The following is a 12,323-nucleotide window of genomic DNA, read 5'->3' as shown; positions in this document are numbered from 1 at the left end:
GCTACGCCCCTCGGTCAGTTCTCGATGACGCTCACATGGGCCGCGACCACCTTCCAGCCGCCGGGGAAGCGGATCCAGGTCTGGCTCTGGCGTCCGATGCGCCCGGGAGCGCTCGACCGGGTGAACAGCGTCATGGCGATCCCCGTATCGGCGCCGTAGGTGGTGATCACGGTGTCCCGGAGGTCGCGGGCGAGGCCCTCGGAAGAGCGCGCCCGGCGGAAGGCCCGGATCGCCTCCATGCCGTAAAGGTTCTCGGCCCCGCCATACCGGATGGTGCGGGGATCGTCGTGGAACAGCGCCTCCAGCGTCGGGACGTCGTTGCCCACCAGTGCCGCCTCGTAGGCCGCGAAGGCGGCTTCCACCTCGGCCTTCACGGCCGGATCGTCGATGATCATCGGGGTTCCGCTCACAGGTTCGCCACGGGGGCCCGGGCGACGCCCGCCCGCTCGAGGTGGTACGCGATCCGCAGGGCGACGTCCTCGCGCCAGGGTGCGGCGATGACCTGGACGCCGAGCGGCAGGCCCGCGTCGAGGCGCACCGGCACCGCCACCACCGGCAGGCCGATGAACGAGATCGGCTGGGTGAACACCCCGATATTGGCCCGCACCGGCAGGGTCACCCCGTCGAGCACGAAGGTGGTCTGGCCCGAGCGGGGGGCGCGGCACGGCGTGGCGGGTGCCAGGATGACGTCGACCTCGCGGAACAGATCGAGCACCGCCGCCCGGTACCAGCGGCGGAAGCGCTGGGCACGTTCGACCATCGGGGCCGGGATCATCGCCCCGGCGATCAGGCGGTCGCGCACTGCCGGGTCGAAATCCTGGCCCCGCGTCCGCAGGCGGTCGAGATGGAGGGCGGCCCCCTCGGCGGCGGTGATGAGGTAGGCCGCCGCCCGGGCGCGGGCCGCTTGCGGAATCTCGATTTCGCGCGTCGCATCCAGCGCCCGGGCGACGGTCGCCACGGCCTCGAACGTCTCGGCATCGCCGCCGCGCGCGAAGTAGCCGCCCGCCACCGCGACGCGCAGGGTGCCGAGGCCGTCTGCGAGGCGGGAGGCGGTGAGCTCGGCCGGCCGCGTGGTGGCGACCGGGTCGTCCGGGTCCGGCCCCTGCATCGCGTCGTAGCCGAGGGCGAGATCCCTGACGCTGCGGGCCATGGGCCCGAGATGGTCGAGGCTGCCCACGAAGGGAAAGCTGCCGGCCCGGGTCAGGCGGCCGTAAGTGGGCTTGAGGCCGAAACAGCCGCAGAAGGCCGAGGGCACCCGGATCGATCCGTTGGTGTCCGAGCCGAGGGCGATCGGCACCAGCCCCGCCCCGATGGCGCCGCCGGACCCGCCGGACGAGCCCCCGGACATGTGGCCGAGGGCGTGCGGGTTGCGGGTCGACCCGTCATGCACGTTCTCGCCCGTGAAGTCGTAGGCGTATTCGCCCATGTTGAGGCCGCCGACCAGGATGGCGCCGGCCGCCTCCATGCGGCGGATCAGGGCGGCGTCGCGCGACGCGGGCGCCCGTGCGCGGTTGATCGTCGATCCCGCCCGTGTCGGCAGGCCGGCGATGTCGAACAGGTTCTTGACCGCGAAGGGCACGCCCGCGAGCGGCCCGAGGGGTTCACCGCGGGCACGGGCCGCGTCCAAGGCCTCGGCACGGGCCGCGGCGCGTTCGGGCAGCACATCCGTGAAGGCGTTGACCGCGCCGTCGATGCGCGCGATCCGCGCCAGGCAGGCCGCCACGATGGTGCGCGCGCTCAGCGTGCCGTCGCGAAATGCGCCCGCCAGCGCCTCGGCCGTCATGGTGCCCGGATCGCGGGCCTGCTCCACACCCTCCATGCGGCTCATGCCTCGTAGACCGGGGCGGCGTCCACCGCGTCGGCCAGGGGGAATTCGGCCACATGGGCCGCGGCCGCGCGCAGGACCGCGAGGTTGCTGCCGATGGCGCCGATCCAGGTCGGATCGAGAGGAATGGCGAGCAGCCCGGCCGCCGCTTCGATGTAGGCATCGAGGCCGCCGGTCGGCGGTTCGTTGCGCTCCGACATGAGCTTTCTCCCAGTGATGTTTTTTCGTGCCGCCGGGACGCCCCGCGGACGGGGATCTATTCTGCCGCCGCGGCGGCGTGAGTCGCGGGCGGGGTCGACGGCGCGGCCGCCAGGGAGCGGGACGCGGCGTAGAGCAAGCCCGCCACCATCGCGTAAGCAAGCGCCAGGCCGGGCGTCACCGCCACGCCGACCGCCGGTCCGTGCATGAAGCCGAAGAAGGTGAGGACCGCCCCCGCCAGGGCGAAGGCCGCCGCCTTGGCGAAGGCGCGCTCGATGATGAACACCGTGATGGCCCCGAGGACGAGCCCGCCCAGAATCGCGCCTTCGCCGAGGATGCCGAGGCCGGCATAGAGCACGCCGGCCTGCCCGAGCTTGTCGAGGCCCACCGCGGCGGCACTGGTGCCGGCCGCACCCAGCGCCCCGTCGATCAGGGTCTTGGCCCAAGCCGCCAGATGGGGCGCGAAGGCGAGCACGATGGCCGGCGCATGGGAATGCGGCGTCTCCTGGAAGGCCTGCGCGCCGATCAGCATGCCGATGTAGAGCAGGATCGGGGCGATCGCGACCACGGGCACGAGGCTGGACAGCAGCGAGACCAGGTTGAGCCAGCACAGCAGCAGGATCACCGCTCCGGTGGCGAAGGAATAGCCGATCCGCCCGCCCATCGCCTTCCAGCCCGGATGGCCGATATAGACCGCGTTGATGAAGGGGTTGCCCATCAGGCAGCCGATCAGGCTGACGACGCCGTCGGCCGTGAGCACGCGGGTGGTGGGATAGGGGTCGCCCGCCACCTCGGCGCTCTCGACGTTGTCCATGGCCTCCACGAGGTCGTAGATGCCGAACGGGATCGCGGTGACCAGGATGATCCCGATGAAGTCGAAGCCCGAGAAGACGTGGCCGAGAGCCGGCAACGGCACCGAGAAGCCGATGCCGTGGAGCGCCGCCGCGAGGCCGGGGCCGCTCACCCCGCCGATGTCGAGGCCGAACAGCTTGGCGCCCCAGGCGATTCCCATCCCGAACAGGATGGCAACGAGGCCCGCCGGCAGGCGGCCGGGATAGCGCAGGCCCCCGAACCAGGCGAGCAGGATGATGGCGAAGGCCACCACGCCGATCACCGGCGTGGTGATGAGTTCGAGCGCCGGGCGCATGGCGATGAAGGTGACGGAGACGCCGGCGAGCGTGCCGAGCAGCGCCGCCCGCGGGGTGATCCGGCGGATTGCCGGGGCGGCAAAGCCGCCGATCATCAGGATAAAGCTCTGGATGAAGACCCAGGCGAGCCCCGCCTCCCAGGCTTTCACCGGATCGCCGGTGGCGAGCTTGATCGGCAGCATGATCACGAAGACCACGATGAACATGTGCGGCACGCTGATGCCGGAGGGCAGCGCGCAGACGTCGTTGCGCCCAGTCGCCGCGGCTAGCCGATAGGCGAGCCAGCCGTAATAGGCAGTCGAGAGGCAGAGCATCAGTCCGATGGCCGGCAGGATGCGCCCGAACGTGATGGCGTCGGGCATGCCCAGCACGAAGCGCAGCAGGCCGGTGAGCACCAGGAGGTTGACCAGGATGTTGGTGCCGAAGCCGAAGAAGGCGTTCCAATCCCCCGGCACCCACAGGCTCGGCCCGTGGCGTCGCCCGATACCGGATGTCGCTGGCCCCGTTCCGTCCGCGCCCGCCGCCATGATCGAGGTCCTTCCTGCTGGTATGCCGCGCCCGCGTGCCGGGGCGATGATCCGGTCGCGTCGTGAGACCGGGGCTGCGCCCGCGCCTAGCGCGCGCCGGCGAGGGCTTCGACCACCGCATCCGAGGACGTGACCCAACCGAAGATGCCGCCCTGGGCGGCGATCATCGCGAGGCCGACTCGGTGGAATTCAGGGCAGTAGGAGGCGCAGCCATCGCCGATCGCGATGCAGCGATAGCCGCGGTCGTTGCCCTCGCGGATGGTGGTGTGCACGCAGACCTCGGTGGTGACCCCGCAGACCAGCAGGGTCGCGATCCGGCGGGCCGACAGGACGGCCCCGAGATCGGTGGCGTAGAAGGCGCCCTTCCCGGGCTTGTCGATGACCACCTCGCCCCGGATCGGCGCCAGTTCGGGCACGATGCCGTGACCCGGCTCGCCGCGGATCAGGATGCGGCCCATCGGACCCGGCGCGCCGATGCGCGCGGTGGGCGTCCCTCGTTCCAGCTTGGCCGGCGGCGCATCGGAGAGGTCGGGCTTATGGCCCTCGCGCGTATGCACGATGAGGAGGCCGGCGTTTCGTGCGGCGGCCAGCACCGACCGGATCGGCGGCACCGCCGTCTGCAGCAGGCTCACGTCGTTGCCGAGGGTCTCGCCGAAGCCGCCGGGCTCCAGGAAGTCCCGCTGCATGTCGATGATCACCAGCGCGGTGGTCGCCGGATCGAAGGAGGCAGGGGCAGGTTCGGCCGCGATGACGGGACGCATGATCGGGGCACCGGGCCGGAGGAGTCTCGACCCGGGCGGGGCGGCGTCGTGTCCGGCCCCGATCTCGAATCTCCGGTGATCATGGATCCAAGCTCTGCCGGAGACACGCCCAAATGATGCGCGGCGCTGCATCCTTGCCGTGCAGGTTGCGCCACGCTTGTCCGCCCCTCGGCGCGCCCAGCGTGACGGTACCTGTCCGCCGGGACACGCGGGGGGGGGGCAGTCCACGCGACCCGGTGCCTTCGCCAGCCGGCCGGGACGCCGCGGAACGGACGGTCCGGGGCGCGTGCCACAAGGCCATGGACGCTCGAGCCGTGGACGCTCCAATGCCTAACGATAATGCAACCCTGGCTAGAAATTAGACCATCTGGTCCGACTATCATTTGGCGCGTGGCGTTTCCAGGGCGCGAGCGGCCCGGTGTGCGGGACGGCGCAGGTCCGTTTCCGTAGGGGAGCGCGCCAGGACTGTTGCATTTTTGTATCACCCCGCCTGGTTGCGTGGACGGGCCGGCCGGATGGCACATCGGTTGCGGTCATTTGCCCCAACGGATGCTTAAATCCGAGGGGGACGTTATCGATGATCACGACATTCACACGACCGCTGCTGGCTGCCACGCTGAGCCTCGCCGCCCTGGTGCCGGCCCTGGCCGCAGACCTCACCAAGGAGAAGGCGCCGATCGCACCCGTGGTGGTGCCGTCCGGGTTCTTCCTGTTCTCCGATACGCAGATCAGCTACCGCTACCAGTTCCCGGCTGCCAGTCCCGGCGCCCAGGTCCAGCGGTCCGACGGCAGCTTCCGCAACCAGGACGCGCCCAAGCACATCCTCAACCTCTCGCATGCGGATGCCTGGGCCTACGGCACCAACTTCTTCACCCTCGACATCCTGAAGTCGGGGTCGCAGTTCCCGGCGGGCACCACCGATGGTTTCGGCGTGCCGACCTACTTCGAATACGGGAACACCGAGGCCTACGGCCTCTATCGCGGAACCTTGAGCCTGAACGCCCTGACGGGGACGAAGGCCTTCGTGGTGCCCGGCATCATCAAGGATGTGTCGCTCGCCTTCGGCTTCGATGCCAATGCGCAGAACGACGCCTTCGGCTCCAAGAAGCGCGACGTGGTCGGCGGCCTGAACTTTGCCTTCGACGTCCCGGCCGGCTTCCTCAGCGCCTCGGTCCATGCCTACAAGGAGTGGAATCGCAACGGCTTCAACGTCGCCCCGAACCGGGATACCAGCTTCAACACGGTCCCGGAATTCGAAATCGTCTACAGCTTCCCGCTGGCCTTCACGGGCCTGCCGCTCAGCATCGCGGGCTTCAACAACATCGTCCTGCCCAAGGGGCGTGGCGTGAGCGATCCGTCCGCCTTCGCCTCCAACCCGAAGACGGGCCTCGAATTCCTGTCGCGGACCAACCTGGTCCTCGACGTCGGCAAGCTGATTTACAACCAGCCGAACCGGGTCGACGTCTTCATCGGCTTCCAATACTGGCTCAACAAATTCGGCAACGTCGAGCGCGCCAACTTCAAGGGGACCGAAGAGAAGAGCTTCCTGGCCGGCGTCTCCTTCCACGTGTTCTAAGGGTAGGCTCCAACGGCAGGCGCCTTCTCACAGGACAGGCACCTTGATCGATGGTCTGCAGGCGAGGTCTGCAGACCATGACCTGAACGACGAGGCCGGACCGCCGTCCGGCCTCCCGATTTCCGGGCGGGCCAGGGTGAGGGCCGGTCCGCACCGAGGGAACACCGGATCAGCATGGTCGAAATCCCCGCGACGCGACGAGTCTGGATCCGCAACCCGCTGGCGATCCTGGCGCTGGATTCCGGCGGCGGCCTCGTCGTCGCAGGTACCCGCATCGTCGAGCGCGTGCCCGCGGGCGGCACGCCCGCCGCGCCCGTCCACGAGACCTTCGACGCCAGCCGCCACGTGGTCGTGCCCGGCCTCATCAACACCCACCACCACTTCTTCCAGACGCTCACCCGCGCCCACCCGGTGGCGATCAACAAGCCGCTCTTCCCGTGGCTGAAAGCGCTCTACACGGTCTGGGACAGGATCACCCCCGAGGCGTTCCGGCTGGCCACCCGGCTTGCCTATACCGAGCTGCTGCTCTCCGGCTGCACCACGGCCGGCGACCACCATTACCTGTTCCCCAAGGGCCTCGAATCCTCCGTCGACATCCAGGTCGAGGAGGCCGGCCCCCTTGGTATCCGGGCCTTCGTCACCCGCGGTTCGATGAGCTTGTCGGTGCGCGACGGCGGCCTGCCGCCCGAATGCCTGACGCAGGACGACGACACCATCCTGGCCGACAGCGAGCGGGTGCTGCGCCTGTTCCACGACCCCAAGCCGGGCGCGATGGTGCAGATCGGGCTGGCCCCGTGCTCGCCCTTCAACGTCACCAAGCGGCTGATGCGCGAGAGCGCGGCCCTGGCGGACGCCCACGATTGCCGCCTGCACACCCATCTCGGCGAGACGCTGGACGAGGACCGCTACTGCGTCGCGATGTTCGGCCAGCGCCCGGTGGACTACCTCGAGGAGGTGGGCTGGATGGGGCCGCGCACCTGGCTCGCCCACGGCATCCACTTCAACGACGCGGAGGTGAAGCGCCTCGGTGCGGCCGGCGTCGGCGTGTGCCACTGCCCGACCTCAAACATGACCCTGGCCTCGGGCCAGTGCCGGACCTGCGAATTGGAGGCGGCCGGCTCGCCCGTCGGCCTCGGGGTCGACGGCTCGGCCTCCAACGACAGTTCGAACCTGATGGAGGGCGTGCGCCACGCCCTGATGATCAACCGCCTGACCTACGGCGCCGAGGCCGTCACCCATCTCGACGCCCTGCGCTGGGCGACCGAGGGCTCCGCTGCCTGCCTCGGGCGCAGCGACATCGGCCGCATCGCGGAGGGCTGCGAGGCGGATCTGGCCCTGTTCACCCTCGACGAACTGCGCTTTTCCGGCGCGCACGATCCCCTCGCGGCCCTGGTACTGTGCGGCGCCCACCGGGCCGACCGGGTGATGGTGGCAGGCTCCTGGCGGGTCATCGACGGCCAGCCCCTCGGGATCGAGACCGGCCAGTTGCGCGAGGCCCATACCCGCCTCGCCCACGCGCTGTTCGGCGCGCTCTAGCGTGGTCCCCGTCGTCCCCCCTGTCCGCACGGAGGGGCCGACACCCCTCTTCGGCGCCTATGGCATCGTCAAGCGCTTCGGCGCCTTCACGGCCAATGACGGCATCGATCTCGAGATCCGGGCCGGCGAGATCCACGCCCTGCTGGGCGAGAACGGCGCCGGCAAGTCGACCCTGATGAAGATCCTGTACGGGCTCCTGGAGCCCACCGAGGGGGTGGTGACCCATCGGGGCGACGTCGTGCGCCTCGCCCATCCGGAGGCCGCCCGCGCGCTGGGCATCGGCATGGTGTTCCAGCACTTTTCGCTCTGCGAGAACCTGACGGTCGCCGAGAACATCGCGCTGGTGATGCCCAAGGGCCTGAGCGGCCGGACCCTGAAGGCCCGGATCGCGGAGGTCGGGTCGACCTACGGCCTGCACCTCGACCCCGACCGGCCGGTCTGGTCGCTCTCGGCCGGCGAGCGCCAGCGCATCGAGATCATCCGCTGCCTGCTGCAGGACCCCAAGCTCGTGATCCTCGACGAGCCGACCTCGGTGCTGACCCCGGGCGAGGCCGAATTGCTGTTCACCGTGCTGGAACGCCTGCGCGACGAGGGCCGGGCGCTGCTCTACATCTCGCACCGCCTCGACGAGGTGCGCCGGCTGTGCGCGCGTGCCACCATCCTGCGCGGCGGCCGGGTGGTGGGGGCCTGCGATCCCCGCGCCGAGACCGCCCGGTCCCTCGCCGCCATGATGGTGGGCGTCCAAGTGCGTGAGGTGAAGCCACCTTCCGGCGTGGCGACCGGGCCGGAGCGCCTGGTCCTGTCCGGGCTCACCCTCCCCGCCCCCGGCCTGCACGGCACCGCCCTCGACGGCGTCTCCTTGAGCGTGCGCGGCGGCGAGATCGTCGGCCTCGCGGGGATCGCCGGCAACGGGCAGGCGGAGCTGTTCGATGCCCTCTCGGGCGAGACCCTGGCGCCGGAGGCCGGCATGGTGCGGTTCGACGGCGTCGCTTCGGGGCGCCTCGGCATCACCGCCCGGCGGCGCGGCGGCGCCGGTTTCGTGCCGGAGGAGCGCAACGGCCACGGCGCGGCCCCGACCCTGAGCCTGTCCGACAACGCGATCCTGTCGCGCCACGCCACCGCAGGCTTGAGCCGCTTCGGAGTCCTGCGCCGCGCCGCCGCCAAGGCCCTGGCCCGGGACGTGATCGCGGCCTTCGACGTGCGCAAGGCGGGACCCGATCCCGCCGCCGGAACGCTGTCGGGCGGCAACCTGCAGAAATACCTGATGGGGCGCGAGATCCTGGCCGAGCCCGGCATCCTCGTGGTCAACCAGCCGACCTGGGGCGTCGACGCCCTCGCGGCCGCCCATATCCGGCAGGCGCTCCTCGATCTCGCTTCCCGCGGCGCCGCCGTGCTGGTGATCAGCCAGGACCTCGACGAATTGTTCGAGATCGCCGGCCGCATCGCCGTGCTGCATGACGGCACCCTGTCGCCGCCGGTGCCGGCCGCCGAGACCACCCGCGAGGCCCTGGGGCTGCGCATGGGCGGGGCGAACCCCGCGGAAGCCGCCGAGGGTCCGGTGGCGGGCGCGCCGGATCACGCCCGGGAGCCGGCCCATGCGCATTGACCTGACCCCGCGCACCAACCGGTCGGCCCTGATGGACGCGCTCTCGCCCATCCTGGCCTTCCTGGCCGCGCTGGTGACGGGCGGGCTCGTGGTGGCCGTCATGGGCCGCTCGCCGGCCACCGCCTTCGTCACCTACTTCGTGGCGCCCCTGAGCGAGGTCTGGTCGCTGCAGGAGGTGGCCGTCAAGGCCGCGCCGCTCGCCCTCATCGCCACCGGCCTGGCCTTCTGCTACCGCGCCAACATCTGGAATATCGGGGCCGAGGGACAGTTCGTCGTCGGCGGCCTGTTCGGCGGCTGGATCGGCGTCGCCACCCACGGATCGCCCGGCGATCCCCTCTGGGTGCTGCCCCTGATGCTCCTCGTCGGCACGGGGGCCGGCATGCTCTACGGGCTGATCCCGGCCCTCCTCAAGGTGCGCCTCGGCGTCTCCGAGATCCTCACCAGCCTGATGCTGGTCTACGTGGCCGAACTGCTGCTCGACTACATGGCGCGCGGCCCGCTGCGCGATCCGGCCGGCTTCAACTTTCCCCAGAGCGTCACCTTCGATGACGCCGCCCGCCTGCCCTACCTGATGGAGGGCGGCACCCTCCATGCCGGCGTCGCCATCGCGCTGGCGGTTGTGGTCCTCGCCACCCTGGTTCTCGGCCGCACCCTGTTCGGCTTCACCGTGCGGGTGGTGGGGGCGAGCCCGCGCGCGGCGCGCTTCGCCGGCTTCAGCGACGGGCGCCTGACGCTCGCGGTCTTCGCCGTCTCCGGGGGCGCCGCGGGACTGGCCGGAATCTGCGAGGTGGCGGGCCGGATCGGCCAACTCCAGCCGTCGATCTCGCCGGGCTACGGCTTCACCGCCATCATCGTGGCGTTCCTCGGGCGGCTGTCCCCGATGGGTATCCTGGTGGCGGCCCTGGTCATCGCCCTCACCACCATCGGGGGCGAGGGCGCGCAGATCGACCTGAAGCTCCCCCTCGACCTGACGCGGGCCTTCCAGGGCCTGCTGCTCGCCCTGGTGCTCGGGGCCGACGCCCTGTCGCGCTACCGGGTCCGCCTCGTGCCGGGAGCGACCGCATGACCATCCACGGCGTCAGCCTCGATATCGTCCAGATGGTGCTCATCACCATCGTGGCCGCCGCCACCCCGCTGATGATCGCGGCGCTCGGCGAACTCGTCGCCGAGCGCGCGGGCGTGCTCAACCTCGGCGTCGAGGGCATGATGGTGCTGGGCGCCGCCGCCGGTTTCGCGGTGGCGGTGGAGACCGGCTCGACGCTGCTCGGCGCGCTGGCGGGGGCCGGGGCGGGCCTCGCCCTCTCGGCCCTGTTCGGACTTCTCACGGTGGTGCTGAGCGCCAATCAGGTCGCCTCCGGCCTCGCCATGACGATCCTGGGGCTCGGGCTCTCGGGCCTCGTCGGCGCCTCCTATGTCGGCCTCAAGCGCGATCCGGCGCCGCACTTGTCCGTGCCGGGTCTTACCGATCTGCCCGGCCTCGGCGGCCTGCTCTTCGGGCAGGACGGCTTCGTCTACTTCGCCTTCGCGCTGGCGGCCGGGGTGTGGTGGTTCCTGTGGCGCACCCGCGCCGGCCTGATCCTGCGGGCCATCGGCGACGACCACACCGCCACCCACGCGCTGGGCCTGCAGGTCCGCAAGGTGCGCGTCCTCGCGGTGCTGTTCGGCGGGGCCTGCGCGGGGCTGGCCGGGGCCTACCTGTCGCTGTCCTACACCTCGTTCTGGGCGCCCGCGATGACGGCCGGGCGCGGCTGGATCGCCCTGGCCCTCGTGGTCTTCGCCTCCTGGAATCCGCTCCGGGCGGTGGCCGGCGCCCTGCTGTTCGGCGGCGCCACGGTGCTCCAGCTCAATGCCCAGGCGGCCGGCCTCGGCCTGCCGGGGCAACTCCTCTCCGCCCTGCCCTACCTCGCCACCATCCTGGCCCTGGTCTTGCTCTCCCTCGGCAGGCGCCAGGGCGGCTCCCTCGCCCCGGCGGCCCTCGGCCGCGTCTTCACCCCGCACCGGTAGACGTGCATTCTGGAAGGATATCGGAACGATGCGGATCGTGCAGGGTGCCCTGGTGGCCGTTCTCGCCCTCGGACTCGGGGCCGCGCAGGCCCCGGACGCGCACGCGCAGGAGAAGAAGCCCGGCGAGAAGCTGAAGGTCGGCTTCGTCTATGTCGGGCCGGTGGCCGATTACGGCTACTCGTACCAGCACGACCAGAGCCGCAAGGCCCTCGCCGCCGCGCTGGGCGACAAGGTCGAGACCAGCTTCCTCGAGAACGTGCCGGAGGCCGACAGCGAGCGGTCCATCGAGAGCTTCGCCCGCTCCGGCTACGGCCTGGTCTTCACCACCTCGTTCGGCTTCATGGAGCCGACCCTGAAGGTCGCCAAGAAGTTCCCCAAGGTGAAGTTCGAGCACGCCACCGGCTACAAGCGCGCGCCCAACGTCTCGACCTACTCGGCCCGCTTCTACGAGGGCCGCTACGTCTGCGGGGTGATCGCCGGGCGCCTCTCGAAGACCGGCACGCTGGGCTACATCGCCTCGTTCCCGATCCCCGAGGTGGTGAGCGGCATCAACGCCTTCATGCTCGGCGCCCAGTCGGTGAACCCCGACATCAAGATCAAGATCGTCTGGGTCAACACCTGGTTCGACCCGGGCAAGGAGGCCGAGGCCGCCAAGGCGCTGCTGGCCCAGGGCGCCGACATCCTGTCGCAGCACACCGATTCCGCTGCGCCGTTGCAGGAGGCCGAGAAGCAGGGCAAGCTCGCCTTCGGACAATCCTCGGACCAGATGCGTTTCGCCCCGAAGGCCCAGCTCACCTCGATCGTCGACGACTGGGACGGCTACGTCATCGGCGAGGCCAAGGCCGTCCTGGACGGCACCTGGAAGAGCCACGACACCTGGGGCGGCATCAAGGACGGCATGGTCGTGCTGGCGCCCTTCGCCAACATGCCCGACGACGTGAAGGCCCAGGCCGAGGCCACCAAGACGGCGATCGCGAACGGCACGCTCCTGCCCTTCCACGGCCCCGTCTTCAAGCAGGACGGCACCGAGGCGGTGAAGGCCGGCGAGAACGCCCCCGACCCGATGATCCTCGGCATGAACTGGTACGTGAAGGGCATCGCCGACACGCTGCCGCGCTAGGGCCGTCGCGAACCGACCCGTG

At 70.7% G+C, this 12,323-nt stretch carries 11 protein-coding genes; 6 read left to right on the top strand and 5 right to left on the bottom strand.

The window, feature by feature from the left end:
- Positions 1-14 precede the first annotated feature (14 nt).
- The 5 genes from hpxZ to ASF60_RS22940 form a co-directional block, all read right to left on the bottom strand.
- Positions 15-395 carry an oxalurate catabolism protein HpxZ gene (gene hpxZ, locus ASF60_RS22960; protein WP_056190590.1) on the bottom strand — a complete coding sequence of 127 codons (381 nt, stop codon included), beginning with the start codon at positions 393-395 and terminating at the stop codon, positions 15-17.
- 11 nt (positions 396-406) lie between these two features.
- Positions 407-1,783 (bottom strand): AtzE family amidohydrolase, encoded by a 1,377-nt coding sequence (locus ASF60_RS22955; RefSeq protein ID WP_156634388.1) that lies wholly within the window; start codon positions 1,781-1,783, stop codon positions 407-409.
- Positions 1,784-1,824: 41 nt separating this feature from the next.
- Complete coding sequence (locus tag ASF60_RS22950) at positions 1,825-2,025, bottom strand: DUF4089 domain-containing protein (RefSeq protein ID WP_056190587.1); 201 nt, start codon at positions 2,023-2,025, stop codon at positions 1,825-1,827.
- 56 nt (positions 2,026-2,081) lie between these two features.
- On the bottom strand, positions 2,082-3,698 hold the full coding sequence (locus tag ASF60_RS22945; protein WP_056190585.1) for a hypothetical protein: 1,617 nt from the start codon (positions 3,696-3,698) through the stop codon (positions 2,082-2,084).
- Positions 3,699-3,784: 86 nt separating this feature from the next.
- Positions 3,785-4,459 carry a cysteine hydrolase family protein gene (locus tag ASF60_RS22940; protein WP_056190582.1) on the bottom strand — a complete coding sequence of 225 codons (675 nt, stop codon included), beginning with the start codon at positions 4,457-4,459 and terminating at the stop codon, positions 3,785-3,787.
- A gap of 577 nt (positions 4,460-5,036) precedes the next feature.
- On the opposite strand from ASF60_RS22940, the gene ASF60_RS22935 reads away from it, so the two are divergent.
- From ASF60_RS22935 to ASF60_RS22910, 6 genes are all read left to right on the top strand, one after another.
- Positions 5,037-6,035, top strand: a complete 999-nt coding sequence (locus ASF60_RS22935) for a hypothetical protein (protein ID WP_056190580.1) — start codon at positions 5,037-5,039, stop codon at positions 6,033-6,035.
- Between the two features lie 174 nt (positions 6,036-6,209).
- Positions 6,210-7,571, top strand: coding sequence for an 8-oxoguanine deaminase (locus ASF60_RS22930; RefSeq protein ID WP_056190579.1), 1,362 nt, complete (start codon positions 6,210-6,212; stop codon positions 7,569-7,571).
- Between the two features lies 1 nt (position 7,572).
- Positions 7,573-9,177, top strand: coding sequence for an ABC transporter ATP-binding protein (locus tag ASF60_RS22925; protein WP_056190577.1), 1,605 nt, complete (start codon positions 7,573-7,575; stop codon positions 9,175-9,177).
- Complete coding sequence (locus tag ASF60_RS22920; protein WP_056190575.1) at positions 9,167-10,243, top strand: ABC transporter permease; 1,077 nt, start codon at positions 9,167-9,169, stop codon at positions 10,241-10,243. The genes ASF60_RS22925 and ASF60_RS22920 overlap by 11 nt, the downstream gene beginning before the upstream one ends.
- The gene (locus ASF60_RS22915) at positions 10,240-11,181 is read left to right on the top strand and encodes an ABC transporter permease (RefSeq protein WP_056190573.1); all 942 of its coding nucleotides are present in this window, start codon (positions 10,240-10,242) and stop codon (positions 11,179-11,181) included. Before ASF60_RS22920 ends, ASF60_RS22915 begins: the two co-directional genes overlap by 4 nt.
- A gap of 28 nt (positions 11,182-11,209) precedes the next feature.
- Complete coding sequence (locus ASF60_RS22910) at positions 11,210-12,301, top strand: BMP family ABC transporter substrate-binding protein (RefSeq protein WP_056190571.1); 1,092 nt, start codon at positions 11,210-11,212, stop codon at positions 12,299-12,301.
- Positions 12,302-12,323: the final 22 nt, after the last annotated feature.

It is taken from the genome of Methylobacterium sp. Leaf113 (genome assembly GCF_001423325.1).
Lineage (GTDB): Bacteria > Pseudomonadota > Alphaproteobacteria > Rhizobiales > Beijerinckiaceae > Methylobacterium.
The sequence above is the reverse complement of the archived record's forward strand: the minus strand, read 5'-3'. Positions and strand labels throughout refer to the sequence as shown.

Coding starts and splice junctions, on each gene's coding strand:
- hpxZ (WP_056190590.1), bottom strand. CDS start 395: ATGATCATCGACGATCCGGCCGTGAAGGCCGAGGTGGAAGCCGCCTTC.
- ASF60_RS22955 (WP_156634388.1), bottom strand. CDS start 1,783: ATGACGGCCGAGGCGCTGGCGGGCGCATTTCGCGACGGCACGCTGAGC.
- ASF60_RS22950 (WP_056190587.1), bottom strand. CDS start 2,025: ATGTCGGAGCGCAACGAACCGCCGACCGGCGGCCTCGATGCCTACATC.
- ASF60_RS22945 (WP_056190585.1), bottom strand. CDS start 3,698: ATGGCGGCGGGCGCGGACGGAACGGGGCCAGCGACATCCGGTATCGGG.
- ASF60_RS22940 (WP_056190582.1), bottom strand. CDS start 4,459: ATGCGTCCCGTCATCGCGGCCGAACCTGCCCCTGCCTCCTTCGATCCG.
- ASF60_RS22935 (WP_056190580.1), top strand. CDS start 5,037: ATGATCACGACATTCACACGACCGCTGCTGGCTGCCACGCTGAGCCTC.
- ASF60_RS22930 (WP_056190579.1), top strand. CDS start 6,210: ATGGTCGAAATCCCCGCGACGCGACGAGTCTGGATCCGCAACCCGCTG.
- ASF60_RS22920 (WP_056190575.1), top strand. CDS start 9,167: ATGCGCATTGACCTGACCCCGCGCACCAACCGGTCGGCCCTGATGGAC.
- ASF60_RS22915 (WP_056190573.1), top strand. CDS start 10,240: ATGACCATCCACGGCGTCAGCCTCGATATCGTCCAGATGGTGCTCATC.
- ASF60_RS22910 (WP_056190571.1), top strand. CDS start 11,210: ATGCGGATCGTGCAGGGTGCCCTGGTGGCCGTTCTCGCCCTCGGACTC.